General features: G+C 69.9%; 26 protein-coding genes and 5 pseudogenes. 6 read left to right on the top strand and 25 right to left on the bottom strand.

Translation table 11 applies throughout. The annotated features are described in order from the left end of the window. Positions 1-61: 61 nt before the first annotated feature. Together ACIDOCELLA78_RS90740 and argF are read left to right on the top strand one after the other, a co-directional pair. The gene (locus ACIDOCELLA78_RS90740) at positions 62-1,258 is read left to right on the top strand and encodes an aspartate aminotransferase family protein (RefSeq protein ID WP_201728981.1); all 1,197 of its coding nucleotides are present in this window, start codon (positions 62-64) and stop codon (positions 1,256-1,258) included. Then, positions 1,255-2,196 carry an ornithine carbamoyltransferase gene (gene argF, locus ACIDOCELLA78_RS90735; RefSeq protein WP_201728980.1) on the top strand — a complete coding sequence of 314 codons (942 nt, stop codon included), beginning with the start codon at positions 1,255-1,257 and terminating at the stop codon, positions 2,194-2,196. The genes ACIDOCELLA78_RS90740 and argF overlap by 4 nt, the downstream gene beginning before the upstream one ends. 251 nt (positions 2,197-2,447) lie before the next feature. Here the strand turns inward: argF and ACIDOCELLA78_RS90730 are convergent. From ACIDOCELLA78_RS90730 to purM, 5 genes and pseudogenes are all read right to left on the bottom strand, one after another. Next, positions 2,448-2,978, bottom strand: a pseudogene (locus ACIDOCELLA78_RS90730) (EamA family transporter); the annotation flags it as partial. After that, a complete protein-coding gene (locus ACIDOCELLA78_RS90725) occupies positions 2,951-3,136 on the bottom strand; it encodes a hypothetical protein (RefSeq protein ID WP_249676042.1) in 186 nt (61 codons plus the stop codon). The gene ACIDOCELLA78_RS90725 and the pseudogene ACIDOCELLA78_RS90730, both read right to left, overlap by 28 nt. A 70-nt stretch (positions 3,137-3,206) precedes the next feature. After that, positions 3,207-3,368, bottom strand: a complete 162-nt coding sequence (locus ACIDOCELLA78_RS90720; protein ID WP_201728979.1) for a hypothetical protein — start codon at positions 3,366-3,368, stop codon at positions 3,207-3,209. 138 nt (positions 3,369-3,506) lie between these two features. Further along, positions 3,507-4,126, bottom strand: a pseudogene (gene purN / locus ACIDOCELLA78_RS90715) (phosphoribosylglycinamide formyltransferase). Continuing rightward, positions 4,123-5,191: pseudogene (gene purM / locus ACIDOCELLA78_RS90710) on the bottom strand (phosphoribosylformylglycinamidine cyclo-ligase). The pseudogenes purN and purM overlap by 4 nt, the downstream one beginning before the upstream one ends. A 154-nt stretch (positions 5,192-5,345) precedes the next feature. On the opposite strand from purM, the gene ACIDOCELLA78_RS90705 reads away from it, so the two are divergent. The 3 genes and pseudogenes from ACIDOCELLA78_RS90705 to ACIDOCELLA78_RS90695 all read left to right on the top strand — a co-directional run bounded on the left by ACIDOCELLA78_RS90705 (position 5,346) and on the right by ACIDOCELLA78_RS90695 (position 9,398). Then, positions 5,346-6,440 (top strand): AI-2E family transporter, encoded by a 1,095-nt coding sequence (locus ACIDOCELLA78_RS90705; protein WP_201728978.1) that lies wholly within the window; start codon positions 5,346-5,348, stop codon positions 6,438-6,440. Then, positions 6,433-7,185, top strand: a complete 753-nt coding sequence (locus ACIDOCELLA78_RS90700; RefSeq protein WP_249676039.1) for a DNA replication protein — start codon at positions 6,433-6,435, stop codon at positions 7,183-7,185. Before ACIDOCELLA78_RS90705 ends, ACIDOCELLA78_RS90700 begins: the two co-directional genes overlap by 8 nt. Positions 7,186-7,215: 30 nt before the next feature. Beyond that, positions 7,216-9,398: pseudogene (locus tag ACIDOCELLA78_RS90695) on the top strand (RNA degradosome polyphosphate kinase). Between the two features lie 280 nt (positions 9,399-9,678). On the opposite strand, the gene ACIDOCELLA78_RS90690 reads toward ACIDOCELLA78_RS90695, so the two are convergent. From ACIDOCELLA78_RS90690 to ACIDOCELLA78_RS90640, 11 genes and pseudogenes are all read right to left on the bottom strand, one after another. Next, positions 9,679-10,074, bottom strand: a complete 396-nt coding sequence (locus ACIDOCELLA78_RS90690; RefSeq protein WP_201728977.1) for a hypothetical protein — start codon at positions 10,072-10,074, stop codon at positions 9,679-9,681. After that, positions 10,062-10,301, bottom strand: a complete 240-nt coding sequence (locus tag ACIDOCELLA78_RS90685) for a hypothetical protein (protein ID WP_201728976.1) — start codon at positions 10,299-10,301, stop codon at positions 10,062-10,064. Before ACIDOCELLA78_RS90685 ends, ACIDOCELLA78_RS90690 begins: the two co-directional genes overlap by 13 nt. Positions 10,302-10,313: 12 nt before the next feature. Next, entirely contained in the window at positions 10,314-10,667 is a 354-nt protein-coding gene (locus tag ACIDOCELLA78_RS90680) for a hypothetical protein (RefSeq protein WP_201728975.1), read from the bottom strand. Positions 10,668-10,672: 5 nt separating this feature from the next. Beyond that, complete coding sequence (locus tag ACIDOCELLA78_RS90675) at positions 10,673-12,811, bottom strand: hypothetical protein (RefSeq protein ID WP_201728974.1); 2,139 nt, start codon at positions 12,809-12,811, stop codon at positions 10,673-10,675. Between the two features lie 2 nt (positions 12,812-12,813). Beyond that, complete coding sequence (locus ACIDOCELLA78_RS90670) at positions 12,814-14,697, bottom strand: collagen-like protein (protein WP_201728973.1); 1,884 nt, start codon at positions 14,695-14,697, stop codon at positions 12,814-12,816. 27 nt (positions 14,698-14,724) lie between these two features. Continuing rightward, positions 14,725-15,378 carry a hypothetical protein gene (locus tag ACIDOCELLA78_RS90665; RefSeq protein ID WP_249676036.1) on the bottom strand — a complete coding sequence of 218 codons (654 nt, stop codon included), beginning with the start codon at positions 15,376-15,378 and terminating at the stop codon, positions 14,725-14,727. 5 nt (positions 15,379-15,383) lie between these two features. After that, positions 15,384-16,418 (bottom strand): IS630 family transposase, encoded by a 1,035-nt coding sequence (locus ACIDOCELLA78_RS90660; protein WP_201727480.1) that lies wholly within the window; start codon positions 16,416-16,418, stop codon positions 15,384-15,386. A 32-nt stretch (positions 16,419-16,450) separates the two neighbouring features. Then, positions 16,451-18,373, bottom strand: a complete 1,923-nt coding sequence (locus ACIDOCELLA78_RS90655) for a right-handed parallel beta-helix repeat-containing protein (RefSeq protein WP_249676033.1) — start codon at positions 18,371-18,373, stop codon at positions 16,451-16,453. A gap of 9 nt (positions 18,374-18,382) precedes the next feature. After that, positions 18,383-18,874, bottom strand: coding sequence for a hypothetical protein (locus tag ACIDOCELLA78_RS90650; protein ID WP_201728972.1), 492 nt, complete (start codon positions 18,872-18,874; stop codon positions 18,383-18,385). Between the two features lie 14 nt (positions 18,875-18,888). After that, positions 18,889-19,110, bottom strand: a complete 222-nt coding sequence (locus tag ACIDOCELLA78_RS90645; protein WP_249676030.1) for a hypothetical protein — start codon at positions 19,108-19,110, stop codon at positions 18,889-18,891. Further along, positions 19,095-19,364, bottom strand: a pseudogene (locus ACIDOCELLA78_RS90640) (glycine-rich domain-containing protein); the annotation flags it as partial. The gene ACIDOCELLA78_RS90645 and the pseudogene ACIDOCELLA78_RS90640, both read right to left, overlap by 16 nt. 559 nt (positions 19,365-19,923) lie before the next feature. Between ACIDOCELLA78_RS90640 and ACIDOCELLA78_RS90635 the strand changes: the two are divergent. Continuing rightward, positions 19,924-20,124: a hypothetical protein gene (locus ACIDOCELLA78_RS90635; protein WP_249676027.1), complete on the top strand. Its 201-nt coding sequence runs from the start codon at positions 19,924-19,926 to the stop codon at positions 20,122-20,124. A gap of 108 nt (positions 20,125-20,232) precedes the next feature. On the opposite strand, the gene ACIDOCELLA78_RS90630 is transcribed toward ACIDOCELLA78_RS90635, so the two are convergent. From ACIDOCELLA78_RS90630 to ACIDOCELLA78_RS90590, 9 genes are all read right to left on the bottom strand, one after another. After that, positions 20,233-20,910, bottom strand: coding sequence for a hypothetical protein (locus ACIDOCELLA78_RS90630; RefSeq protein ID WP_201728971.1), 678 nt, complete (start codon positions 20,908-20,910; stop codon positions 20,233-20,235). A 3-nt stretch (positions 20,911-20,913) separates the two neighbouring features. Then, the gene (locus tag ACIDOCELLA78_RS90625) at positions 20,914-22,038 is read right to left on the bottom strand and encodes a baseplate J/gp47 family protein (protein ID WP_201728970.1); all 1,125 of its coding nucleotides are present in this window, start codon (positions 22,036-22,038) and stop codon (positions 20,914-20,916) included. An 18-nt stretch (positions 22,039-22,056) separates the two neighbouring features. Then, a complete protein-coding gene (locus tag ACIDOCELLA78_RS90620) occupies positions 22,057-22,410 on the bottom strand; it encodes a hypothetical protein (RefSeq protein ID WP_249676023.1) in 354 nt (117 codons plus the stop codon). Positions 22,411-22,424: 14 nt separating this feature from the next. Beyond that, complete coding sequence (locus ACIDOCELLA78_RS90615; RefSeq protein WP_201728968.1) at positions 22,425-22,973, bottom strand: phage baseplate assembly protein V; 549 nt, start codon at positions 22,971-22,973, stop codon at positions 22,425-22,427. After that, positions 22,970-23,950 carry a hypothetical protein gene (locus tag ACIDOCELLA78_RS90610; RefSeq protein WP_249676018.1) on the bottom strand — a complete coding sequence of 327 codons (981 nt, stop codon included), beginning with the start codon at positions 23,948-23,950 and terminating at the stop codon, positions 22,970-22,972. Before ACIDOCELLA78_RS90610 ends, ACIDOCELLA78_RS90615 begins: the two co-directional genes overlap by 4 nt. Then, a complete protein-coding gene (locus ACIDOCELLA78_RS90605; protein WP_201728966.1) occupies positions 23,943-24,137 on the bottom strand; it encodes a hypothetical protein in 195 nt (64 codons plus the stop codon). Before ACIDOCELLA78_RS90605 ends, ACIDOCELLA78_RS90610 begins: the two co-directional genes overlap by 8 nt. Then, complete coding sequence (locus tag ACIDOCELLA78_RS90600) at positions 24,134-24,820, bottom strand: hypothetical protein (protein ID WP_201728965.1); 687 nt, start codon at positions 24,818-24,820, stop codon at positions 24,134-24,136. The genes ACIDOCELLA78_RS90605 and ACIDOCELLA78_RS90600 overlap by 4 nt, the downstream gene beginning before the upstream one ends. Before the next feature lie 16 nt (positions 24,821-24,836). Next, positions 24,837-25,619, bottom strand: a complete 783-nt coding sequence (locus ACIDOCELLA78_RS90595; RefSeq protein ID WP_249676016.1) for a hypothetical protein — start codon at positions 25,617-25,619, stop codon at positions 24,837-24,839. 151 nt (positions 25,620-25,770) lie between these two features. Continuing rightward, the coding region (locus tag ACIDOCELLA78_RS90590; protein WP_307850912.1) for a hypothetical protein at positions 25,771-26,086 on the bottom strand (316 nt) is incomplete at its 5' end.

Genomic DNA, 26,086 nt, shown 5'->3' with positions numbered 1-26,086 from the left:
CGTTTGACTTGGCGGCCCGCCTTCGCACAATAGCGTGGTTGCGAGAGAAAGTGACCACGACATGATCCCTGCCCTCATGCCGAATTACAACCGGATCGACGTGTCGTTCAGCCATGGCGACGGCGCCTGGCTGATTGCCGATGACGGCCGACGATTCCTCGATTTCGGCGCCGGCATCGCGACGTCGTCGCTCGGCCACGGCCATCCCGGCCTGACCAGGGCGATCGCCGAACAGGCGGCGAAGGTGATCCACGTCTCGAATCTCTATCGGGTGCCGCAGGCGGAGCGGCTCGCCGCCCGCCTCGTCGCGGCGAGCTTCGCCGACAGCGTGTTCTTCTGCAATTCCGGCGCCGAGGCCAACGAGGCGCTGGTGAAAGCCTTCCGCAAGACCATGGCGCGCGAGGGCAAACCCGAGCGCTATCGCGTCATCTGTGCGCAGGGCGCGTTCCACGGCCGCACGCTGGCGATGATCAGCGCGACCGGCAACGCCAAGTATCTCGAAGGGTTCGGCCCCGCGGTCGACGGGTTCGACCATGTGCCGTTCAACAATCTCAACGCGCTGCGCGACGCCATAACGCCCGAGACCGCCGGCATCCTGGTCGAACCGATCCAGGGCGAAGGCGGCATCCGCCCGGCCACGGCGGACTATCTGCGCGGCCTGCGGGAGGCGGCCGACGAGTTCGGCCTGCTGCTCGGCTTCGACGAGGTGCAGTGCGGCATGGGCCGCACCGGAAAGCTCTTCGCCCATGAATGGGCCGGAATCGCGCCCGATGCGGTCAGCACCGCGAAGGGCATCGCCGGCGGGTTTCCACTGGGCGCGCTGCTCGCGGGCGAACGCGTCGCCGCGAGCCTGGTGCCGGGCAGCCATGGCACGACCTATGGCGGCAGCCCGCTCGCCTGCGCCGCCGGCAATGCCGTGCTCGACGAAATTCTGGCGCCCGGCTTCCTCGACGCGGTGGCGCGGGCCGGAGCACGGCTGCGCGCCGGGCTCGATGCACTCGCGGCGCGTCATCCGCGGGTATTTTCCGGCGTGCGCGGCCAGGGGCTGATGCAGGGTCTGGTGTGCGCCGTGCCGAATGGCGAGGTGCAGAGCGCCTGCCTCGCCGAGGGTCTGCTGGTGGTCGCCGCCGGCGACAACGTGGTGCGCCTGGTGCCGCCGCTGATCGTGCGGGATGCCGAGATCGACGAGGCCCTCGCCCGGCTCGACGCAGCCTCCCGGCGCTGCGCGCCCTCCGGCGCGCAGGACGCCGCGCAATGAGCGCCGCGATCGAGACCGGACGGTCCGCGCCGGCGCCGCGCCATTTCCTCGACCTGTCGCTCATCGACGCGCCGACGCTGCGCCACATGCTCGACACCGCCGCGCGGTTCAAGCGCGCCGGCCGCGCCCTCGGCCAGCCGCTCGCCGGGCGGGCGCTGGCGCTGATCTTCGAGAAGCCCTCCACCCGCACCCGCGTCAGCTTCGAGATCGGCATGCGCCGGCTCGGCGGCGAGGTCATAATGCTGTCATCGCGGGAAATGCAGATCGGCCGGGGCGAGACGGTGGCGGATACCGCCCGCGTGCTCTCGCGCTATGTCGACGGCATCATGCTGCGGACCGACCGCGAGGAAAAGCTGCGCGAACTCGCAGCACACGCCAGCGTGCCGGTGATCAACGGGCTGACCGAGCGCTCGCACCCCTGTCAGGTGATGGCGGACGTGATGACCTTCGAGGAAAAGCGCGGCGCGATCGCCGGCCAGCGCATCGCGTGGATCGGCGATGGCAACAACATGGCCAAGAGCTGGATCGAGGCTTCGGCGCGATTCGGCTTCCAGCTCCGCCTCGCCTGCCCGGAGGAACTGCCGCCGGACGCGGAAGCCCTGGCCTGGGCGCGCGCGCAGGGCGCCGACATCCTGCTCACCGCCAGCCCGGCCGAAGCGGCCGAGGGCGCGCGCTGCGTGACCACCGATACCTGGGTGAGCATGAGCGACGAGGATGCGGAGAGCCGGCACGCCATCCTCGCCCCCTATCGCGTGGACGAGGCGCTGATGGCCCGCGCCGCGGCAGATGCGATCTTCATGCATTGCCTTCCCGCCCACCGCGGCGAAGAGGTCAGCGCCGGGGTGATCGACGGCCCGCAATCGGTGGTGTTCGACGAGGCGGAGAACCGGCTCTTCGCCCAGCAGGGGATTCTCGCCTGGGCGTTCGGCGCGGCCTGACCAAAGCTCAGGCCGGGTAAACTCAAGCCGGGTAAGCTCAAGCCGGGCGGGGCAGCCGCGCCGCCCGCCAGCGCGGGTAGAACACACTGATCGCGAGCCCGGCGATGACCAGCCCGGCGGCGGCCAGTTTCCATCCCGGCATCGGCTCGCCAAGCCAGACGACGGACGCCGCCATGCCGAAGACGGCACAGCAGCGCCATCGGGCTGACCGTGGCGGAGGGATAGCGCGCCAGCAGAAACGCCCAGCTGCCATAGCCGAACCAGCTATTGCCGACCGACTGCCAGATCACCGCGACCCATCCGGCGGGCGTGGCGTGGGTTATCGCGTGCAGCAGCACGGCCGGCCCCTGGCGCAGCAGCGCGACCAGAAGCAGCGGCGGCGCGGCGAACAGGCTCGACCAGACCACATAGGCCAGGGCGTTGCGAGCGCCGCTCTCGCGGGCGACGATATTGCCCACGGCCCATGAGGAGGCGGCGAGCAGGACGAGCAGCAGGCCGAACAGGGTCGTGGTACCGCCATGCAGGTGCAGCATGATGACGCCGATGCCCGCCACGGCGAGGAGGCAGGCAACAACCTGGAATCCCCGCAGCCGTTCGCCGACCCGCGCCATCGAGAGGAAAATCGTGAAAAAGACCTGGGTCTGGATCATCAGCGAGGCCAGGCCGGGGGAAATCCGCCCATCCATCGCAAAGAACAGCAGGCCGAATTGTCCGGCGCCGATCAGCAGCCCGTAGGCCGCGAGGTTGGGCCACTTCACCCGCGGCCGGGGCAGAAAGAACACGCCCGGCACGGCCGCCAGGGCGAAGCGAAGCCCGGCGAGAAGAAAGGCGGGAACTGATCCAGCGCAAGGCGGATCACGACGAAATTCGTTCCCCACACCGCAACGACGGCGAGGGCCAGCAGCGCATGGCGCGGACTCAGAACTGGCGATTCACTCACGACCGAACCTGTCAGACAGATGACGGCACGGGCGGACGCGCCAGGGGAAGCCGGCCGCCTCGGCGGGTCGTCAGCTCCAGACGGTGAACGCGGCGATCAGCAGAACCGTGACGACCACGCAGATCGTGGTGACGGTGATGAACCGCGAGAAACTGTTCCAGCCCGTCTGGCTGGACTCCTCAAGCTGCTCCAGACTGATTCGCAGCTTGTTCGGGTGTTCCGTGTCAGCCATCATTCCTGCCTTGAACCTTTCTTGCCGTCGCCACCTTGCGTGACCATTCGAAGTCCTGTCCGGTCACACGGAACGTGACGCGCCCTTGACGACGCTACACATCCTTGTGACCTTGGAAGTTGCTATAACGTCCCGACATCAAACGCAAGGGTTGAAAAGCCTGGCCGCCGGGTCGGCCGGAACCGCCGTACCGCGGATGAGATCGCGCAGCGCCATCGGATAGAGAACATGTTCCTGGGCAAGCACCCGGGCGGCCAGCGCGGCCTCGGTGTCACCGGGCAGCACGGGCACGGCCGCCTGCGCGAGGATCGGCCCCTCGTCCATCGTCTCGGTCACCAGATGCACCGTGCAGCCATGCAGCCGCACACCGGCTTCCAGCGCCCGGGCATGGGTATCGAGCCCGGGAAAGGCGGGCAGCAGCGAGGGATGGATGTTCAGCATCCGCCCGCCCAGCGCCCGACGAGAAACGGCGTCAACAGCCGCATGTAGCCGGCAAGGCAGACCAGCTCGCATCCGGCCTCGCGGAGCGCGGCATCGATCGCCGCCTCGTGCGCCGCACGATCGGCACCGAACTCCCGCCCGGGAATCGCGGTGGCCGGAATGCCGGCGCGCCGTGCGGCCGCGAGCCCGGGCGCCGCCGCCCGGTTCGACAGCACGATGGCGATTTCGGCGGGATAATCCGCCGCGGCCGCCGCACCGATCAGCGCCTCCATGTTCGAGCCACGGCCCGAGATCAGGATGCCGACGCGGCGCTTCATGCGAACAGCGTGTCCGCCGGCCCGATCGTGACCGCCGGCGCGCCGTCACCGGCCGTGATCCGGCCAAGATGGTGCGCGACGACCCCCGCGCCGGCGAGCAGGTCGAGCGCCGCCGCCTCATCCGCCGGGCGGACCACCAGCACCATGCCGATGCCGCAATTGAACACCCGCAGCATTTCCTCCGGCGCCACATTGCCGGTCCGCGCCAGCCAGGCGAACACCGGCGGCACCGGCCACGCCCTGTCGATCATGGCCGCGGTGCCCTCGGGCAGCACCCGCGGCAGATTGCCCTGCAGACCGCCGCCGGTGATGTGGGCGGCGGCGCGCAACAGCCCCGCCCGCGCCAGCGCCAGCACCGGCCGGACATAAAGCGCCGTCGGCGCCATCAGCGCCGCGCCGAGCGTCTGTTCCGGCGCGAAGGGGGCGGGCATGTCGAGCCCGATCCCGCCAGCGTCGATGATCCGGCGGACCAGCGAAAACCCGTTCGAGTGCACGCCGGTGCTGGGCAGGCCGAGCAGGATGTCGCCGGGCGACACCCCCTCGGGCAGCAGGCGCCCGCGCTCCGCCGCGCCGACCGCGAAGCCGGCCAGGTCATAATCCCCCGCGCCATACATGCCGGGCATTTCCGCCGTCTCGCCCCGGTCAGCGCGCAGCCGACCTGCCGGCAGCCCTCGGCGATGCCGGCGATGACGCGCGCCGCAATCGCGGGGTCGAGCCGCCCGGTCGCGAAATAATCGAGAAAGAACAGCGGCTCCGCCCCTGCACCACAAGGTCGTTGACGCACATCGCCACGAGGTCGATGCCGACGGTGTCGTGAATGCCGGTATCGATCGCCAGCCGGAGCTTGGTCCCCACCCCGTCGGTCGTCGCGACCAGGATCGGGTCGGCGAACCCCGCCGCGCGCGGATCGAACAAGGCGCCGAACCCGCCGATGCCGCCGAGCACGCCCGCCCGCGCGGTGGCCTTCGCCAGCGGCTTGATCGCCTCGACCAGGGCATCGCCGGCCTCGATGTCCACCCCGGCGGCGCGATAGGTTTCGCCGTTCGACCCGTCCTTGCTGGTCATGCCCGCCTCCGATGCGCTAATCTCGGTTCATGAAAGCTTCGGCCACACTGCTCAGCGGCACCCGCCCGCCCGCCGGGACATTCCCGGCCATCGCGTTGGCGCGGTTATCACCACAGCGCGCGCCTCAAGGCAACACAGCCGGCCGCCATCGCTCATGACCGGCGAACCCCAGGCCGGCTTCCGCTGGCAGCGCTTCGGCTGGATCGTGGCGGGGATCGTCCTCGTCGTCCTGTTCCTGCGGCTGTTCTCGGCGATCCTGCTGCCCTTCGTGGCCGCCGCCGGCATTGCCTATTTCCTCGATCCGGCGGTCTCCGCCCTGAACCGGCTCGGCCTGCCGCGCTCGCTCGGCGCGATCATCATGCTGCTGGCGATGATTGCCGGCGTCGGCCTCTGCGCGCTGCTGCTCTATCCGCTGATTTCCGCCCAGATCAGCCTGCTCGCCCAGCAGCTGCCCGGCATGATCGCGGGGCTCCAGCAATTCACCACCCACCAGATCAGCCTGATCCAGGCTCGCTTCGGCTCCGGCTTCGTCTCGAACAAGCTGCAATCGCTGGTCAGCAACGAGGCCGGCGCGATCGTGAATTTCGCGGGCTCGGCGGCGCGGCAGGTGCTCGGCACCGGCTTCGCGCTGTTCAACATTCTCACGCTCCTGGTGATCACGCCGATCGTCGCCTTCTATTTCCTGCGCGACTGGCCGCTGGTGATGGGGCGGCTCGATTCCTGGCTGCCCCGCTCGTATGAAAGCGTCATCCGCAACCTCGCGCGCGAGATCAGCCGGATCCTGAATGCCTGGCTGCGCGGCCAGGCGATATGCTGCCTGTTTCTCGGCGTGTTCTACGCGCTCACCCTGACGATCGCCGGCCTCAATCTCGGCCTCGTGGTCGGCCTGACCGCCGGACTGCTCTCCTTCATTCCCTATGTCGGCACGATCGTCGGCGCGGTCTCCTCCATCGTGCTCGCGCTCGGCCAGTTCAGCGGGCTCGACCACGTGCTGATCGTCGGCGGCATCTTCGTCGTCGGCCAGTTGCTCAACGACTATGTGGTGGCCCCGCGCTTCCTCGGCGACCGGCTCGGCCTGTCCTCGGTGTGGGTGATCTTCGCCCTGTTCGCCGGCGCCGAAACCTTCGGCTTCCTGGGCGTTCTGCTCGCCGTCCCCGTCACCGCAACCCTTGGCGTGCTCGCGCGGTTCTGGCTGCGCCACTACCTGCAGAGCCCGCTCTATCTCGATCCGCCCCGGCACGGTGCGTAACGAGGGGTACGAGCCGCGGCAGATGGCGCTGCCGTTCGACGAACCGGAGCGCTTCGCCGCGGCCGATTTCGTTGACGCGCCATCGAACGCGCGGGCGCGCGCCGCCCTCGCCGCGCCGGAGAACTGGGTGAACCGCCGTCTTGTCATCTGGGGCGAGGCGGGCGGCGGCAAATCCCACCTCGTCTGGCTCTGGGCCGCCCGCACCGGCGCGATCCGGCTCGACGCCGCGCGCCTGCGCGCGCCCGCCAGCCCAGGGGAAGCGCCGCTGGTGATCGAGGATATCGACGCCGCGGCGGCGCCGCTCGCCCTGTTCGCGACACTCGAACGCGCCACCCAGGCCGCCGTGCCGGTGCTGATGACCTGCCGCACGCCGCCCGCGCGCCTGCCGATCGAGCCACCGGATCTTGCAAGCCGTTTGCGCGCCAGCCTGACCATCCGCATCGAGCCGGCCGAACCGGCCCTGCTCGATGCGCTGTTGCACCGCCTCGCCGCGGCACGGCAGATGAACCTGTCGCCCGCGCTGCACCAGTTCCTGCTGAACCACCTGCCGCGGCGTCCCGCCGTGCTGCGCGAGGCCATCGCCCGGCTCGACCGCTATGCTCTTGCTCTCGGCACGGCCCCGTCGCGCCGGCTCGCCGAACGGCTGGTCGACGAACTCGCCGACCCGGACGAAGGCGCGGCGCAGACCGACCCCGCCGCCCGCATGCCCGACCCGCCGGCCGCCGCCATCACATCTTTGCTTTAGCTGTCAGGGCTTTCATGGCAATGTGCCGGCATGGACGAGGAAACCCTGCCCGAGATCGCCGTTGAGCCGACCCTGGCCGATGGAACGTCGCGCTTCATCAACCGCGAACTGTCATGGCTGGCCTTCAACGCCCGGGTCGTCGCCGCCGCCGACAACCCGCGCTACCCGTTGCTCGAACGCTTGCGCTTCGTCTCGATCAGCGCCTCCAATCTCGACGAATTCTACTCCGTCCGCGTCGCCGGGCTGATCGGCCAGGCCCGCGCCGGAGTCGCCCTGCGGTCATCGGACGGGCTGACGCCCACCCAACAGCTCGCCGAAATCAACCGCTGCGCCAGGACCCTGATGGAAACCCAGCAGCGCGTTCTTGGCAGCGTTCTCGCCGAGCTTGCCGGCGCCGGCCTGACCGTGATCGCCCCGCACGAGCTGAACGAGGCCGACCGCGCCTTTCTCGACCAGCATTTCATGGAGCGGGTCTTCCCCGTCCTCACCCCGCTCGCGATCGACCCCGCGCACCCGTTCCCCTTCGTGCAGAACATGGGACTCGTGCTTGCGCTCAAGCTGATCCGCCAGGACGATTCAGGCGTGATGCGCGCACTCATCCCGCTGCCCGCGCAGATCCGGCGCTTCATCCGCCTGCCCGACCCTCGCCGGCCACGATCCGCTTCATCAAGCTCGAGGATCTGGTGATCCTCTTTCTCGACCGCCTGTTTCACGGCTTCCGCCTCGCCGGCTCCGGCCTGTTCCGCGTCTGCCGCGATACCGATGTCGAGTTCGAGGAAGAGGCGGAGGATCTGGTCCAGTCCTACGAAACCGCGCTGAAGCGCCGCCGCCGCGGTGCCGCGATCGAACTGACCCTGGCCGCCAACATGCCGGACGATCTGCGCAGCCTCGTCATCGACGAGGTGGAAGCGCCGGAAAACCATTTCTTTATCGAATCCGGCATGCTCGGCCTCGTCGATCTCAAGGAAATGATCGTCGACGACCGGCCCGAGCTGCTGTTTCCCGCCTACACGCCGCGCTTCCCCGAGCGCATCCGCGATTTCGGCGGCGACTGTTTCGCCGCGATCCGCAACAAGGACATCATCGTCCACCACCCGTTCGAGAGTTTCGACGTGGTGGTGCAGTTCCTCCGCCAGGCCGCCTCCGACCCGAACGTGGTCGCCATCAAGCAGACGCTGTACCGCACCAGCCGCGATTCCCCGATCGTCGGCGCGCTGATCGAAGCCGCCGAATCGGGCAAGAGCGTCACCGCGATGGTGGAACTGCGCGCCCGTTTCGACGAGGAGGCCAATATCCGCCTCGCCCGCACGCTGGAAGCCGCCGGCGTTCAGGTCGTCTATGGCTTCCTCGGGCTGAAGACGCACGCCAAGCTCTCGCTCGTGGTCCGGCGCGAGGGCAGCGCCATGCGGTCCTACGCGCATTTCGGCACCGGCAACTACCACCCGATCACCGCGCGCATCTACACAGACCTGTCCTTCTTCACCTGCGACCAGCAACTGACGCGCGACGCCGCCCGCCTGTTCAACTACATGACCGGCTATGCCCGGCCCGAACAGATGGACCAGCTGGTCTACAGCCCGATCACCACCCGCCGCGCCATCGGCGCGCTGATCGACGCCGAGATCGAGGCGGCGCGCGCCGGCCGCCCGTCGGGCATCTGGCTCAAGCTGAACTCGCTGGTCGACGAACGGCTGATCGACCATCTCTACCGCGCGTCCGCCGCCGGCGTGCCGGTCTCCTGCGTGGTGCGCGGCATCTGCTGCCTCCGCCCCGGCGTGCCCGGACTGTCGGAGAACATCCGCGTCAAGTCGATCATCGGCCGCTTCCTCGAACACGCCCGCATCGCCGTCTTCGCCAACGGCGCGCGAATGCCCGACCGCGAGAACAAGGTCTTCATCTCCAGCGCCGACTGGATGGCCCGCAACATGGACTGGCGGGTGGAAACCTTCGTGCCGATCCACAATCCCACGGTCCACGCCCAGGTGCTCGACCAGATCATGGCCGTCGATCTGCGCGACGACGTCGATTCATGGGCGCTCGGCCCCGATGGCGCCTGGTCGCGGGTGACGCCGGGCGAGGCGCCGGTCTCCGCGCACGACTATTTCATGACCAACCCCTCGCTGTCCGGCCGGGGCTCGGCGCTGCGCGGCCCGCTCACCCAGCAGCAGCGCGACCAGATCCGCTATCGCAAGACCTTCCTGACCAACGACTGATGGCGCGGCGCTGGCGCCGACAAGGCACCCGGCCGGCGCAGAACGCCGGCCACCGCCGCCAGATGATTGCGGCAGATCTCGCCCGCTTCCCATAATTCCGCGACATAGGTTGCAACCGTCGACTGGCGCCGCGCCACCGGCACAGAAGGCGCCGGCGGGCATGAGAGCAGGGAGGGCGGCACCAGCGGCGTCACGACCCTGATGCGGGTAACGACCCGCGGCGGCGGGGCCGCGCATCCGGCCAGCAGCATGGACGCCACGAGGATGAACCCACCCCGGATCATGGCTTCGCCCCCGCGCCCTGCGCCGCCCCGAGTTGCGAGAGCGCGCCATCCAGCACCGGGGCCACGGGACCATCCTGTTTCGGCGGCGCGGCGGCCACGCTCGTCAGAATCCGCTGCGAAAGCGCGACGCCCCGCGCATCCGCCGCTGCCGCCGTCGTCAGCGCGGTCTGCCAGGCCGCCTCGTCGGCGCGCAAGCGGGCGAGTTCGGCGCGGTTTTCCGCATTCGTCGCCATCAGCCGTGCGATCGTGCCCTGCCCGTCCCGCACCGCGATCCGCGCGGCGCGCAGCGCGACCTCCAGATGCCAGCCATAGAGCAGCAGCCCCGCCACGAGCAGGCCGCCCAGAATCCACGGCGCGAACCGCCCGAGCACCGACAGCATCACGGCTGGCATCGCGCACCTCCGGCGAGCCTGGCCTTCAGTCCCATCCCGAAGGCACCGGCAGCGATCGCCGACCCGAGGCCCATGCCATAGGCATCGGGTTCGAAAGGCTGGCCGCGCACCACCACGGCGAACACACCGAGAAAAATGTAGCTGAGCACGCCCAGCACCGAGAGCAGGGCCATCCCGTCGGATCGCCCCGCGGCGTCCGAGACGATCTCCAGCAGAAAACGTCGCATCCGAATGTCCTTTCAGCCGATGAAACGCAACCAGTGATCGGCGACGCTGCCGATCACCGCCGAAATCACGCCGATCACCACCATGATCACCCGATGGCTGCCCGATTGTTCGCCGCGGAACTGCGCCAGTTCCGAGCGGAACTGCGCGAAGGCCTCCACCAGCTCGTCCGATTTGTCGATGAAGCGCTCCTGCGTGCCGGCCACCTGCAGCTCGAAGCGGTTGCGCCAGGCCTCGAGCGCCAGATGCCGCGCCTCGATCGCGGCGATTTCACGCCGGGCGGAGGCGATCTCGGCCTGGAGCATGCCGACATCCGAACGCAGATCCCCGAGCGCGTCCCGCAAGAAGGCAATCGTGTCTTCCGCCATGGCGCTCACCCGGGCGCGGTCGAAAGCGGAACGCCGTAGGCGGTCGCCTGCAGCGGCATGTCGATGGCGAAAGCCTCCCCCAGATCCGCCGCCATCGACCATCCGGCCGGCGGCGCGAGGCTGGCGAGATTGTCGGTCACCGCATCGCCCCGGCCGATCTGCGTACTGCCATAGGGATAATAGAGCAGGCACGACGCTGCCGGGTTCACCGGCGCGCGCTGCAACGTCACCGCGACATGCGTCGCATCCACGCGCGTGGCGGCGATGGCCGGGATCATCGGACCCGGATTTGCCACTGTGCCGCCATCCATCACCGCGAACCCCGCGCCGTTCGCCGCCTGCAGATTGATCTTCAGATCGGTGCCGGCATCGTGCCGGATGGTCAGGACGATCTGATCCGGCGCCGCCTGATACGCATGTGCGATCGCCGGCCCGCCCGCCACCGGCAACCCGCTCGCCGGCACGGCAGATGCCGGAATGGTGTCCGAAAGCCCCAGCGCCAGCGCCGCCCGCGCCGCCGCATGCGCGCCGATCCGGCCATAGCGCAGCAGGTCCGGCTGGTCCCGATGCTGCGGATCGCCACCGGAAAAAAGGCCGGTCGCCGGGTTCCAGGCCGCGTTCAGCGGGTTGGAATCCGCCGTCTGCGCGGCGAAGATCACGGCGTTCCCGGTCGGGTCGAGCGACAGATCGAGCACGCTCTCGCGCACCATCTGCACCCCCTGATCGGTCTCGTAGGGAATGGCGCTCCAGAGCAGCAGCGGCAGCGAGGCAACACTCCGCCCCAGAATCTGCCGCGTCAGCGCTGCGAGCCGGCTGACGCTCTCCTTGTAGAGCGTCTTGTTCGCGTAAGGCATCGTGCTGTCCTGCTCGCTCCACGGCCAGAGCAGGAAGGCGATATCCGCCTCGTCCACCGCCGAGACCAGCGCCTGCGCGCCGGTCAGATAGGCCGCGAGCGCCTGCCCGTCCGGCCCCGGCGCCCAGGTCGCGGGTGAGGACCCGTCGCCGGGATTGGTCAGGAACGTGCCGTTGCCCGCACCCGGCGGGAACAGCGGCGGCGAGGAGTTCGACACGGGATGCCCCGCAATCATCGAATACCGCGCCGGGCTGACGACATTCCCCGCCGGCAGCGACGTCGCCGCCCAGGCGGCCGCTCCCAGATACCAGGCCACGCCCTGCGCCAGCGCCAGCGCGCCGCCAGCCTGCACGAACCACTCGGCGTTCGACTGGCCCATGACCAGCAGGTTGACGCCCCGCCGCGCGCCCAGCACCCACCGCCCCTGCGCGGCCAGCAGCGTCACGATCTCCGCCGCATCCAGCGCCCGGGTCCAGCACGCCGCCTCGTGAAACCAGCACTGCGCCGAGCCCTGCACCGTATTGTCGTGGAACAGCAGCACGTTGCCCGCCGCCGCCGCCGGCAATGGATTCGCGGCAGCGCTGGCCACCTGTGTGCCGTCGAGCCACACATCCACACCGGCCCCCGGCGTGTTGCGCAGGATCAGCGCATGGGTATGCCGCCGTTCGATCGTCGTGGTGATGCCGCGACTCGCGGCGGTGCCGGGAAACAGCGTCAGCCCGCCGCCGCCCGGCCCGCCGGCCTCGATGATCGTCGTTCCCGTCGCCATCGCATGGATCAGCGGGATCGGCGCATTGTCGACCTGGATCGTGCCCTGCCGCCAGTTCGGCCGGGTCCAGACGAGATAGAGCGTCCAGGCCGTGTCGCTGCCGAGGTCGAACCCCGCGAGCGTCAGCCCCCAATCCGGATCGAGCGTCGGTCCGTACTGCGCGATGGCCGGGTCCGGACTGCCCGCCGCACCGAGAAACCCGTTGACCCGCGGCACCGCCATCATCGCCGCCGGCGCGGTATCCGCCGCGATGTGAAAGGGCAGCAGGGTCCGTCCATTGCCGGACTTGTCGGCCAGCGCCGCCGCCGGGGCGTTCCAGGCGCCAAGCGGATTGCCATTGGCATCGAGAACGGCGCCGAGCGCGCCGGCATCCCACCAGCCCGCCAAACCGGCAATCGCGGCCGGCGTCGGCCCGGCGAAGGCGCTCCCCACCGGCACCGAACCCGCTGTCTGGGCGCGGGCGAACAGCCGTCCCGTCCCGTCGCGCAGCGGCGCCGCCGGGCGTACCGAAATCAGGTTCATGCTCAGGTCACCGTGATCGTGAAGCCGGACACCGAAGCCGCCTGCCCCGTCGCGGTCTCGACCCACACGTAATAGGCCCCCGGCGTCGCCGGGACCGTCGCATAGACCGCCCAGAGTGCGTTGTTGTCGATGATCGAGGCCGCCTGCCAGCCGCTCGCAGGCGGCGCGGCGTTCGAGGTCGAGAACGCCACCTGGGTCGCGATCGCCTGCGCCGGGCTGACGCCGCCATTCAGCGCCAGCGTGCCCGATCCGGCGGCGACCGAAACGGCCGCGGGCTGGTTGATCGTGTACGTCACGACAGGCGCCGCGGCCATCACCGCGATCGCGCCGGACACCGCCTTCACGGCTGCGTCCGCCGTCTGCTCGGCCCATAGATAGACCGTTCCCGCCGCGCTGCCCGCCGGCAGCGTGGCCGACCAGGTGCCGCCGCTCACCGTCGCGGCGATAAAGCTTGCCGGCGGCGTGGCCGCGCTCGCCGAAAGCCCGACCTGCACCGCGGCGCCGGCCGGGGCCACGGTGCCACTGACCGCGATCGTGCCACCCGCCACCGCGCTGGCCGGCACCGCCGCGAGCGCGACCGCCGCCGTCGCCACGCTGAACGGCGCGCTCCGGCCAACCACGCCGGTCGCGTTATGATCGCGCACCGAGATCGTGTAGCTGCCCGCTGGCAATCCCGGGACCTGAAAGGAATACGACCCGGCCCCGATCATCGGCGATGCCGCAGCGGTCCACGTCACCCCGTCCGTCGAATAGTCCAGCGCGGTCGGGGCCTCATCGAACAGGGCGCCACTCAGCGTGAACACGGTGTTGGCCGTCAGGCTGCCGGGCGCGTTCACCGTGATGGTCGGCGCCGGCAACGCGACCCCATCCCACCAGACCAGCGATCCGCCGGAATAGGTCAGCGCCGTCAGCTCCGCCCCGGTGCCGGGCGGCAGCGCGGTCACCCCGGTGCCGGAGCTGATGCCGGTGCCCATCGTCACCGGCCCGGCGGCGAGGTTGATCACCCGGCAGGTAAACCCGCTGCCCATATTGGTGAAATTCGCCGTCAGGGTGATCGGCTGGCTGACCACCAGAATCCGCTGGTTATGCGTCGTCGCGTCAAGCACCGTGTTGCTGTTCAGCTCGACGACCTGCCGCCGCATGGTCGGAATTTTCTGCGCCACATAGGTCCAGATCGCCGCGAAGCTCTGGCTCGCCAGCGCGTTGCCGCCCTGCGCGACCAGCAACAGGTCGGAATCCGCCGCCGGCCCCGCCGCGGGCAGCTGGTCGATCGTCTGCCCGCCCACCAGCTTTTCGTAGGATATCCAGGCATTGGCGCCATTCTGCCAGATCGCGACGAAGTCGGCGCCGCCGATCGTGCTGGCCGAATTCGCAGCCCCCGGCGCGCTCAGCCCGGAACCGGCAGGCCCCGCCGGCCCCGCAGGACCGGCAGGGCCGGCAGGACCCGCAGGCCCGGTCGCCCCCGCGATCGCGCTGGCCGTGACGCTCAGCGTGCCGTTGGCATCGATCGCAAGGCCGGTCCCCGCTGAAAACAGGCCGCGCAGGGCCGCAACCGGAAGCCGGCCCGGCGCGCCCTGGGCATTGACCACCACCTCGTCGGTCGTCGAAAGCGCGCCGAGCAGCGGAAAGCCGAGATGATCGGCCCCCGTGGCCGCAAGCGTGCCGGCGCCGAGCGCAAGCCCGGTCCCCGGCGTCACCGCCTCCGGCGTTCCCGCCCCGGCGCTGTTGCGCCCGAGCAGATCGCCGGTCGGCAGGCTGATCTCCCGCTGTAGCCCGGCGGTCACCTGGGCGACGCTCGCGGCATAGAGCATGCCGTTCTGCGACAGCGCCAACAGGTCGGTCGGCCCCACGCTCGCGGCGGTGGGCAGTTGCGGTATCGTCGTCATGGTTCGGGAATGTCCTCTCGCGCTGCCTCAGGCGATCGCGGTCCAGCCGGTCGCGTCGGTCGCGGTCTGCTTGATCCAGAAGGTTGCCCCGGCGCCGCCGTCGAGGTTGCGATAGCTCGATCCGGGCGGCGCGGTCACCGCACCGAGCGGCGAGCCCCGCCCGATCAGCGCCACGCACCCGGTCGGCTCGGTCGGCGAGATCAGCCGGACCGCGCCACCCGTCGCCGGCCCGAGCCGCACATCCCCAGCCTGGCTGCCGAGCGTGACGCTGCCATCGGCGGACGGCGCCAGATAGTCCGACTGGATGAACCGCGCCGCCTGCCAGGCCCCGGCATGCCCCCGCCACTCGATTGTCGCGCCGGCCGGCACGGTCAGCGGCGCACCGGTCCAGTTTTCCTGCGCCGGCACGCTGCCGGCGGAAGCGAAACGCACCGGCGCAAGACATTCGATCTCCAGCCGCCGGCTCTCGAGCACCGGCAGCCCGACCTGCACGCTCGCCGTCGCCCCGGTGCCGTCGCCGCTGATGTTCACCTGCGTGCCCGCGCCATAGCCGCTGCCGGCCGCGGTGATATACACCCCGATGACGGCGCCGTTGGCGATCCAGGCGCCCGCCGCCGCCCCGCTGCCCGTCCCACTGATCGAGACGGTGGCGGTGGTGTAGTTCGCTCCGCCGCTGGTCACCTTACTCAGCAGTCGGTAATATAGGCGACAGTTGGTGCTTTGAAGAATGATTGCACGAGACGTGGTTTGCGCTTGATGGCGGCGAGTTGGGCTTCGATTTTGTCCTGAAGCTTTTCGCCTTGGCGTAGCGGAGTCCGGGCGACGCCCGTCCGCTTCATGTGGCTCCAGACCAGTTCATCTGGGTTCAGGTCAGGGGCGTAGCCTGGCAGAAAATGCAACGTCAGCATTCCATTGGTCGACGCCACGTAGGCTTTCACCAGCGCTGTTTTGTGGGCAGGCAGCCCGTCGAGGACCAGGTGCACCGGCCTCGTGCGGTGCCGCATCATCCGGCGTAGCAGCGCTACGAACAACTCAGCATTCAGGCCGCCTTCATAAGTGCAATACCAGAACCCGCCGCGGGCTGTCACCGCCGAGGCGGCGCTGATCGATTGCCGTTGGCCCGGACGCTCGACGATCGGCGTCTGTCCCTTCACGCCCCAGGTCTTGCCATGCACGGCGTCGGCCCGAAAGCCGGACTCGTCCCAGAAAAAGACCTCGCCGCCACAGGACTTGGCCTGCCTGGCGATTTCAGGAAACCGCTCACGTCGCCATGCCTCGATCGCCTCCGGATCGCGCTGATAGGCACGCTGCAACGGCTTTTGCGGCGTCAGGCCCAGTTTCGACAGCAGTTCGCCCACAGCCGTCACACCGAGTTTGATACCAAACTTGCGCTCGATCAGTTCGGCCACAACGTGCCGGGTCCACAGCCCGAAATCCAGGCCGTATTGGCGCGGATCGCGGCCATTGATCCAACGCAACACCTGCTGCTCCTGGCGCGGCGTCAGACGCCGCGGCCGGCCGGTTGCCGGCCGTGACCGCAAGGCTTTCACCCCGACCCCAGGCTTCGATGCCGCGCTGAGCCATTTATAGATTGTTGTGCGGCTGAACCCGTATGAGGCAATCACCAAAGAGGCCGCTTCGCCCTCGCGCACCCGCTCTACAGCCATCAGCCGGATGGTTTCCAGGGTGCGATGATCAAATCTGCGACCGTCCCGTTTCATGCCAGAATTATATCATCCCCGCAAACATACGACTAGCAAAATGTCGTCTTAATTACCGACTGGTGAGTAATATAGCTGATCGTGCCCGCGCTCCGCTGCGCGGTGGCGCTGACGATCGACTGCACCTCGCCGGTGCCTTGCGATACCGTCAGCCGGTCCACCAGATCGGGATAGACCAGCGCGTTCAACCCGTTCGATACCACGGGATTGACCGCGAAACCGTCCGCGAAATTCAGGATGTTGTTCCGCAGCACGACCGAATCGGTATAGGCCAGCAGCGCGTTGAACGGATCGCCCCCGGTGCCGGAGGAGACGATATTGTCCCGCACCACGACCAGCTGCGGCGCGTCCTTCAGAACGATGCCATAACCGCCGGGGCCGTAATTGATCCGGTTTCCGGCAATCTCCAGATTGTTGCAGGCGATGCCGAAATTGGTTCCCCGCCCGTCGGATTCGACGTTCAGCGCCTCGATTCCGGTCGTGCAGTCCTGGATGAAATTGCCCCGCACCGTGCAGTTCTGGCTGCCGCCGATACCGATGCCGATGGTCTGGCCATCGCAGTAATTGCCGGACAGCTCGACATAGACCGACCCGCCCGCATCGATCCCGAACCCGCCCGAATTGGTGATCATGTTGTCGGCCACGCGGCAATAGCCGGAATTTACCAGCATCCCGCCGCCGGCCGGCCCGTTATCGACCAGCAGGTTCCCGGTCGCCAGGATGTTCCGGCCCGAAATCGAGATGCCGTAGCTGGTGTTGGCAAAGGCGCAGTTCTGCGCGACCAGCGCACCGAGCACGTCGGGATTGGCATTGCCGTAGGTGCCCGGCTGAAGGTTCGTCTGGTTGAAATTGCCGACCACGATGCCGGTCTGGTTGTTCCAGCACGTGTTGCCGACCACCTGCACATCGCGAATCTTCAGCGTCAGCGTCGGGTCCTGGTTATCGACATAGATGCCGTTGCGGGCGTTGTCGTGCGCCCGGCAGCTTGTCACCGCCACCGCGTCGGTCGCCGCGATCCAGAGCCCGTCCACCGCGTTGGCGGTGAATTCGCAGTCATGCACGTGATGCTGCGTCACCGCCGGATCGCTGGGCGCGATCGCGAGGCCCCAGCCAAAGATCGATCCCTTGGCATTGCGGAACTGCGAGCGCGTGACGATCGACGCCGTGCAACCTGCCTGGATCACCACGCCCCAGGTCTGCGCCGTGATCGCGGCATTGGCGTCGAAGATGATGCCATCGGCGGTGAAGGTCGCAGCATTCACGCTGATCCACGCCGCCTGGCTCGATGTGCCGGCAACACTCTGCGCGCCGCGCGTCAGCACCGTCTGCCCCGGCACGCCGATCAGCGTCGCGGCGGCGCCGGCAATGTCGCACTCGCCGTCGATCCGATAGGTTTTCGGCCCGAACCTGACCGCGCTGCCCGCGGCGAGTGCCGCGCGCAACGCCGGCGCGTCGTCGGTCACCCCGTCGCCCTTGGCGCCGAAATCCTCGATCGCGACGGCGTTGGCCGCCAGTGCGGCGACCGATCGCACCGCGCTCGCGCCCGCCGCGACCGCCTCGAACCCGTCCGCCCGCACGCCCTGCACGGATGATATCCCGCCCATGAAGGCGCCATAGCTCAGCGCGACATTCGCGCCTCCCTGGCCGAGCGGCACGGAATCGCCACTGGCAGGAGCATTCCCCGCCGGCAGCGCCGCGATCTCGAACGGCGCGGCGGTGGCGGTGAGTGTGGTGCCGCTGAGCGACAGGTTGGCGCCGATCGTGACCGGCACCGGCGCCGCCACGCCGGGGCCGACGCCGCCGAGCAGCGTGCCCTGCGGCAGGGTGATAAGCTGCTGCATGCCGGCGAGAAACTGCGCGCGCGTCGCCGCCACGGTCTGTCCGGCCTGATAAAGCGGCAGTTCGTCGCTGTCCGAAACCGAATTCGCCGCCGGTAGCTGTCCGATGGTGGGCATGCCGCCTCCTCAGGTTGCGGTGATGGGCTGGCCGAACGGGCTGGTGATCGGCGCGCCGTCCGGCGTGGTGAGCGCGCTTGCCGGCGCTGGCACCGATGCCAGCGCAACCACCGGCAGCGCGATGCTTCGGGCGAGGTTCCGCCCGGCCAGCGTGGTGATGGAAACCGTCACCGTATAGGTCGTGCCCGGCTGCCCCCCGGCGAGCCACAGCACCGCCCTGGTGCCGTCGATCGCGGTCGAGGCCAGGGTGAGATCGCCCGGATTGTCCGGGCTCAGGCTGGCCGAGACGGTGGCGATCGCGTCCCCCGGGCTGCCCGCCAGCGCGGGCGCCACGTCGAACGTGTAATCCAGCGTGTCGCCGGGATCCTTTTCCGGCCAGGCCAGCGGTCGCGGCGGCAGCAGCGCGATCCCGCGCGGTGTCGGAATGAACCCCTCGATCTCGATCAGCCGTGCCGAGGCCGCCTGCCAGATCCGGCTGGCCGGTGTCATGGTTGCGCTCATCTGGAGGGCTCCGCTCAGTATTCGACGATGACAATGCCAGGCGCGCCCGCGCCGCCCGGGCTGCTGGTGGGCGCAGCACCGATCGAGGCGCCGCCGCCGCCGCCGCCGCCGCCAAAGCCAGTCGCCGGCAGCCCCGGCAGAGGGCCGCTCGCGCCCCGCCCGCGGCCCGGCCCGCCGCCATCGCCGCCACGCCCGGCAACGACGATGCCATCGCCGCCCATCGCCCCGCCCTGCACGATCCGCGCCCCGAGCCGATGCCGCCCGCACCGCCGGCGGTGGCGAAGAGTGTCGCGGTGCCACCCTCGCCACCGCCACCGCCGGTCGCCGAAAGGTAACCGCCAAAGCTCGACGTGCCGCCGCTGCCACCATTGGCCGGCGCGCCCGGCGCGATACCTCCCGCGCCCACCGTCACCGGAATCACTTGCCCCGGCGCGAGACCGGTGACGATGTCGATCGCCGTCCCCCCGGCGCCACCGCCACCACCCGGCATCGAGGCGTGATATCCCGCCCCCCCGCCGCCGCCGACCACCGTCACCTTCGCCTGCGTCACGCCCGGCGGCACGACGAAATTGCCCGAGCTGTCGAACACCTGCATCTGCGAGAAGCCCGGCCGCAGCTGCGGCAGCTTGAACGGCAGGAACGGCGCCTGCGGCAGCGTGACGATATCGCCCGCGGCAATCGCGGTCTGCCCGTAATTGACGGTGACGACATAAAGCCCCACCCATCCCGCATCCACCGGCGGCGTCACCTGGGTTCCCGCCGCCGCCGCGGCACCCGGCTTGACCTGAAGCTGAACCCGCTGCTGCCGCTGGGTGTTCTGCGCCCCGCCCGAATTGCCCGGCCCGGAATACGGCACCGAGGGATCGGCGGCGTTCACATAGGGCAGCACCACCGGGTCAGCATCCGCCTCCGAAAACGTGGCCTCGATCAGATAATTCACCGACTGGCCGGAACTAGGCGGTGCCGCCAGGGTGAACGTGACCGGATCGAGATTGATGCCCATCCGCACCGTCTGCTGGCCGGTATCCTGCGGCAGGCTGCCATAGCTGTTGGCATCGACCGGCCCGAGCTGGGTGATCGATCCCGGCGCCACCGTCACCGTCAGCGAGGCCGGCACGGTTGGCGTGCAGGCCAGCCCGTCCGCGACCATGCCGCCGCCGAGCATCGCGGCATTGAGCGCGCCGATCGCGACCATCACGTTGCGGTTGAGGTTCAGAATGTCCGTATCCAGCGGGATCGCCCCGGGATAGACGATGGTCCTGTCCATGAAGATGTCCTTGTCATGAGGCCGCGCGACGGCGCCCGCCGCATCAGGGCGGCGTCCGTCCGGCAGGAAGGAAAAGGCGCGGGATGGCCGGTCAGTTCAGCAACCGCGTCCAGGCGATGGCGTTCACCGGCAACACATCGGCGATCGTGGCGTAGATGTCGGCATCGGTAGCCAGCCCCACATCCTGCGCCAGATCGCTCCAGGCCAGCGGCGCGGTCGAATAGCCGCCCGGCCCGTAGCCGAACCCGCCGGAGGCGCCGCTGCCGGCCACGCGCGGACGATAGGCCGTCACGAAGCACTGATAGGGCAGAGCAAGGCTGCCATAGCCGCCACGCACGCCATACCCGAGCGTGCTGGCGCCATAGCCGCCGGTATCGCCGGTATTGGCCGGCTCGAAAATCATCGGCTCCCGCCCGGTCTCGGCGGCAATGGCCGCCACCAGCGCCGCCCGCGTTGCCTTCGGCGTCAGCAGATTGGCGCGGAGCCGCGCGCTAAACGCGGCATCCGTCTCGCCCGCCCGCCGCGTGAGGCGCCCGCCCAGATAATCCCGCGCGGCGATGTCCAGCATCGCCCCCGTCGCGGTCGCGATCCGGGTCTGCCGCCGCACGGTCCCGATCAGCGCGTAAAGCGCCGCCCACAGCGCGCCGAGGCCACCGAGAACCAGGTCGAGCACCGGTGTCGCATCGGCGAACCAGCCGGCCGGCAGCGCCATTTTCAGCCGCGCCGCCATGTCGGCCGCGCCGCCGGGGGGATTGGTCGCTCCGCTCATGGCTCAGCTCACGCCGATCGTGCCGGCCCGCACCACCCCGAAGGCGGGCGGCGCCAGATCGGCCGTGCCGCCGTTCAGCACGGCGTCGGTCACGTTCACCACCGCGTCGGACGCGTCATAGGCAAGCTGCAGCAGTTTCGAATAAGGCAGCGCGGCACCCACCGACAGCCCGCCGATATAAGCCGCGATCGCGTCCGTCACCGCAGCGGTCGCGGTCTGCGGCACCGTGCCGGGCGCGAGCACCAGCGTCATCGACACGTTCGCCGCCACCACGCTCGGCCCCTGCACCGCGAACCGCGTGCCCACCGGCCGCACCGCATCCACCGCCCGGCCCAGCGTCGCCAGCAGCGCGGCCGGCGGATGGCCGGTTCCGTCATCCACCGTGACGATGAAATTGCCCATGCTGACCGCGCCGGTCTGATCGACATTCTCGCTGACCGTCACCGAAAGCCCCTGCTGCACCCCGGCCACCGCCTCCTCGATCGCGCCGGTCGTCGCGCGCGAGAGGCTGGCGAGATAGTTGCCGAACCGCGCCTTGAACGCGGCGTCGCTCTCCGCATCCACACCGCCGCCCATCGGCGCCGCGTTGCTCACCGTATCGATCCCGGCGATCGCCGTGGTCAGCAGCGAGATGGCCCCCGCCATCACATTGCCCGCAGCCCCCGGCGCCACGGCACTCACCGGCAGATCGATCGCGGCGACACCCGCCGCCAGCGTGTATCCGCCTTGCGTCGCCGAAAAATCCGGGTTCGCCGGGTCGCCCGTCACCGCGAAACTCTGGCTGCCATCGGCCGTCATCGCCGTCGCGCCGACCGGCACGAAGGCCGACAGCACAGGGGCGAACCGCGCGAAGGTCACGCTGCCGGCCGCCGCCACCGCCGGCAGCCGGGCAAAGCCGAAATCCGCGCCGAAACTGTCGCAGTCGGCCCCGGTGCTGGTGGAAAGCCGCGTGGTCAGCAGCACCTGCACGATCATCCATTGCAGCCAGAGGCCGAGCGAGGCATTCGCCTCCAGCAGCGCCCGCAGGACCGACCCCACGGTCAGGTCCAGCGCCTGGCTCGCCGCCCCCTGCAGGGCGGCCGCCATCTGCTCCACCATGGCGGTGAAGCTTTGCAGCGATAATTGCATCGGAATTCCCTGTGATGATCAGACGGAACCCGGCAGCGCGAGTACGCGCGCCCGTCCCGTCGCGGCGTCCTGATAGGCAATGGTCATCGCCAGCCCGCCCGGATTGCCCTGGCTGAGCGTAATCTGCGGCGGCGGCGCACTCGCCACCCGCGCCTCGCCGCGCATCTGCGCGCGCGCCAGCGCGCCGGCCGCACCCGCCGCCCCCGCCGCGCCCACGAACTGGCCGAGCCCCGCGCCATAGGAAAGCTGCCAGACATACCCGCCCGGATTGGTCAGCAGCCGCCGCAGCACACGCTGCTCGGTCAGCGCCGCCGCCCCGGCCAGAGCGAGATCGCCGGAATTGCCGAATGCGAGATCGCCGCCAAAGGTCAACGCCAGATCCGCCATCACACCACCGCCGAGGGCGTGCCGGTCGAGCCGCCCTGCGGATCGGGATGGGTGTGCCCGTCATAGGCCTGCCGCAGCGTATCGAGACTGCCATGCGTCCCGCTCCGGTCCGAAACCTCGCCGCTCACCATCAGATCCCCCTCGATCGAAACCGTCGTCGCCTTCATCGCGATCGTCCCGTCATTGCGCAGCCGCAGGAACGAGCCGCTCTGATGCACGAGCCACAGCTCGCCCACCGCCGCCTGCGGCGCCGGATCGCGGTCGGACCACAACCGACCGAGCACCACCGCCTGTTCGGCGTCGCCCTCCTGGCCGAGCACCAGAACCTGATCGCCCGGCGACAGCGGCGCCGCCATGCCCCAGCCGGCGCCGACCCATCCCGCCAGCACCGGCAGCCAGCCCGAGAGCACGCCCTCCGGCTGCAACGTCACCCGCGCCGCGTAGGCGGCCGGATCGAAACTCGCGACCACGGCGAACCGCGCCTGCGCCGAAAGCCCGTCGAGCGCCGCCGCCCGGCCTTTCACCGCGTTCCAGAAATGCTCCATCATGCCGTCCGCATCGCCTCGAAATGCTGCAGAAACCCGATCCGCCCGTCGATGATCCGCTCCACGCCGCGCACCACATACGCGCCGTCGAGGGCCGTCTGCGTGCCCTGGAGCAGGATCGCGGTCCCCGGCGCCATCGACGTCTCGCCCGGCATGCTCGCCTGCAACCGCACCGCCTGCGCGGCCAGCGCCGCCTGCGCCGCCGCCGCAACCCGCTCCGCCTCGCCCTGGGTCAGGTTCGGGCGGATCAGCGTCGTCCCGCCGGAACCGCCAGCGCTCGAACTGAACGCCGCCTTGCTCTTCGGGTTCCAGCTCCGCACCGTCACTTTCGGCGCCGCCAGCGCCAGCGCGCGGTCGCAGCCCAGCGTCATCAGGTCCCGCCCATAGGTCAGCAGCATCGGCGCGCCCGCCGGCGGCGCCGTGAAATTCAGCGTCGTCCCGGTCACCGAAAGGCTGAACTGCTCGCGCATCGCGAGTGCGGCCAGCAGGTCCCACCGCGTCGCGTGCCGCGAATGCAGGCCAAGCCCGGTCTGCGCATGCGCCAGCTCGTAATACTGGCCGATCCGCGTCGTCGTCGCGTCCACATTCGCGGCAAGCCCAGCCTGGCCTGCAAACGCCGTCGCCACCTGGCTCGCGGTCAGGTTGGAAAAGGTCTGCTCCACCTCGGCGTCGATCAGCCGCGCGGCCAGATCCCGCCCGCTCAAAGTCGCGACGCCGAGATCGAACCGGATCGCGACATTGTCGATCTGCCCGGTGACCAGCGCCGTCCCGCTGCCGGTGCCGGCGGTCACCACCCCGCCCTGCAATCCCGCGAACCAGGCAGCACCACCCGGCACCGCGCCGATCGCGAATTCGAGGGCGAAACACGCCGCCTCGAACGAGCCCGGCTGGCGGATTTCCAGCCGCTCCAGCCCCGGCAGCAGGGTTCCGTCGAGCTTCGCGAACGGCGCGATCGCCCGCACCGTCACCGCCTCAGACACGCGGCACCCCGCCGCCCGCATTCGGGTCCACCGGCGGCAGCAGCAGCGTCACCAGCCCGACCAGCACCGGATCGGACAGATCGTTGAGCTGCGCGATGCGGATCCACTGCGTCGCATCGCCCAGATGCCGCGCGGCGATCTCGTAGAGATTCCCCCCCGCGACCGTGATCGTCGTCGTCCCGCTCATGCCGCCCCCAATGAAGCATTGCCGGCGGCGCGGCCGAGATAGGCCGCGGCCCCGCCGAGCGCCGCGAGCGACAGGCTCGCCGTGCCCATCGCCTGCAGCGCCCGCGTCGCCGTGGACGCGCCAGCGCTCGCGCCGAACGCGCCATGCGCCGCCGCCAGCCCGTTTTCTGCTGCCCTCAGCGCGCCACCCACAACACCCTGCGCCGCGGCGATGCTCGCGGGCGCCGTCGCCGCCATCGAGCCGAGCGAAAGCCCCGCCAGCCCGGCCAGCCCGCCGGCGCTGACGAGGTCGAGCCCCGCCTGCGCCAGCGCGTCCGGCACCGCCGTCACCAGATTCTGTGCCTCGACCAGTTCGATCGAGAACGGAATCCACCAGGGTTTCTCGTAAACAGCGACGAAATCCGCGATCACCACCTCGAAGGCGAAGCCGCTCCAGGCCAGCGGCAGTATCGCCCCCGCCATCCGCGCCGCATCCAGCAATTGCGCCCGCGCCTCGGCATCAGGGCCGGAGAACGTGCCGCCGAAGCGGATGCTCCCCGCCGCCGCGCCAAGCGTGTCGATCACGCGGCCGCCGCCGACCAGCTCATGCACCGCCAGCCTCTGGCTGCCACCGAACTCGATCGCCTGCGGCACCTCGAAATCCCGGAAGGCGACGCCGCCCAGCATCACCATGATAGCCGCCATCTTCCGCCTCCCGTTGTCAGAATCCCGGCTTGCGGCCCGGGAACACAGGCGACATGCGCGTGTCGTATCCGGTCACGCCCGAAGGCGGCCGCCGCGCCTCGTCGCCGAACAATCCGCCGAGCCAGCGGCCAAGATCGATACGCTCCGGCGCCGCGAACCGCGCCTCCGGCCGCACCGACGCCGCAGCCGCAGCTGATCCCCCATGAACCGCCCGCTCCGGCACGATCGGCGCCACCGGCCGCGCCCACGATGCCGCCGAAGCACGCCCGCCGTTCCCGGCGCCTGGCCCGAAGCGACGTGAGGACACGTACGGAGCCATCCGCCGGCGCGAAGCCCCGAGCGCCGGATCACCGGCCCGCAGAGCGGTGCGGCTCGGCCGCGCCTCCCGCACCGGCGCATACCTGGCTCCCGCCGCCGGCGCCCGATGCGCGGGCAGATGCCCGCCCGCCCGCCGGATCTCCGGCGCGAAGCCATCCGCCACACGCCGCCCCGTCACGGGCACCACCCGCACCACGGCGCGCGACGGCACGTCGCGCCACACACGCCACGCGAGCCGCATCCGGCCCGTCGAACGGCGCGCGGCATGTTGCCATCCACCAGGCCGTGCCGACGCCGCACCGCCACGAGGGCCGATTTTCGGCAACACCACCCGCGCCTCATGCAGGGCGGAGGTCACCGCTCGCCGCAGTCTCCGCGCCACTGTCCGCGGCCGCCGCGGCGCGATCCGCCCGAACCCGCCACGCACAAGCCCGGCGAACCGCGCCCCGGCGCCATCGCGCCATGTCACTCCTGCACCCACGCCATCGCCTTCCAGTCGAATGTCAGCCCGTCCAGCTCCCCGCACGCGACGACGAAGGCGATCCGCTCCGCCTCGCCGAGCGTGAAGGCCACCTCGAACGGCACCCCGCGCCCGACCAGGTAGAGACAGTCGATCAGCGCGGAGTGCCGGCTCAGTTTCCCGCGAGCACCTTCACCGTGTCGGCATCTTCCGGCTGCAATGCCGCCGCCGCCGCCTCGATGCCCGCCTCGCCCAGCCGCTCGACGGCGTTTTCCACCGCCGCCTCGCTCGCCGGAAACGGCAGCGGCACGCCATCGATCGCGCTGACCGACGCCGCCAGCGAGGCGACGCCGAGATACGCGTCGTTCATCGACAGTTCCGGCCCGAGCGCCTTGAACAGGCGCAGCCGGTCGAGCATCGTCAGCGGCCGCAGCGCGAGCACCCGCCCGCGCGCGTCCTCCACCGTGCCGCCGCTCATACGCGCCTGC

The sequence above is a fragment of the Acidocella sp. C78 genome (assembly GCF_907164655.1).
This window is presented reverse-complemented; position numbering and strand designations above follow the sequence as displayed.

Coding starts and splice junctions, on each gene's coding strand:
- ACIDOCELLA78_RS90740 (WP_201728981.1), top strand. CDS start 62: ATGATCCCTGCCCTCATGCCGAATTACAACCGGATCGACGTGTCGTTC.
- argF (WP_201728980.1), top strand. CDS start 1,255: ATGAGCGCCGCGATCGAGACCGGACGGTCCGCGCCGGCGCCGCGCCAT.
- ACIDOCELLA78_RS90720 (WP_201728979.1), bottom strand. CDS start 3,368: ATGGCTGACACGGAACACCCGAACAAGCTGCGAATCAGTCTGGAGCAG.
- ACIDOCELLA78_RS90705 (WP_201728978.1), top strand. CDS start 5,346: ATGACCGGCGAACCCCAGGCCGGCTTCCGCTGGCAGCGCTTCGGCTGG.
- ACIDOCELLA78_RS90690 (WP_201728977.1), bottom strand. CDS start 10,074: ATGCCAGCCGTGATGCTGTCGGTGCTCGGGCGGTTCGCGCCGTGGATT.
- ACIDOCELLA78_RS90685 (WP_201728976.1), bottom strand. CDS start 10,301: ATGCGACGTTTTCTGCTGGAGATCGTCTCGGACGCCGCGGGGCGATCC.
- ACIDOCELLA78_RS90680 (WP_201728975.1), bottom strand. CDS start 10,667: ATGGCGGAAGACACGATTGCCTTCTTGCGGGACGCGCTCGGGGATCTG.
- ACIDOCELLA78_RS90675 (WP_201728974.1), bottom strand. CDS start 12,811: ATGAACCTGATTTCGGTACGCCCGGCGGCGCCGCTGCGCGACGGGACG.
- ACIDOCELLA78_RS90670 (WP_201728973.1), bottom strand. CDS start 14,697: ATGACGACGATACCGCAACTGCCCACCGCCGCGAGCGTGGGGCCGACC.
- ACIDOCELLA78_RS90660 (WP_201727480.1), bottom strand. CDS start 16,418: ATGAAACGGGACGGTCGCAGATTTGATCATCGCACCCTGGAAACCATC.
- ACIDOCELLA78_RS90655 (WP_249676033.1), bottom strand. CDS start 18,373: ATGCCCACCATCGGACAGCTACCGGCGGCGAATTCGGTTTCGGACAGC.
- ACIDOCELLA78_RS90650 (WP_201728972.1), bottom strand. CDS start 18,874: ATGAGCGCAACCATGACACCGGCCAGCCGGATCTGGCAGGCGGCCTCG.
- ACIDOCELLA78_RS90630 (WP_201728971.1), bottom strand. CDS start 20,910: ATGAGCGGAGCGACCAATCCCCCCGGCGGCGCGGCCGACATGGCGGCG.
- ACIDOCELLA78_RS90625 (WP_201728970.1), bottom strand. CDS start 22,038: ATGCAATTATCGCTGCAAAGCTTCACCGCCATGGTGGAGCAGATGGCG.
- ACIDOCELLA78_RS90615 (WP_201728968.1), bottom strand. CDS start 22,973: ATGATGGAGCATTTCTGGAACGCGGTGAAAGGCCGGGCGGCGGCGCTC.
- ACIDOCELLA78_RS90605 (WP_201728966.1), bottom strand. CDS start 24,137: ATGAGCGGGACGACGACGATCACGGTCGCGGGGGGGAATCTCTACGAG.
- ACIDOCELLA78_RS90600 (WP_201728965.1), bottom strand. CDS start 24,820: ATGGCGGCTATCATGGTGATGCTGGGCGGCGTCGCCTTCCGGGATTTC.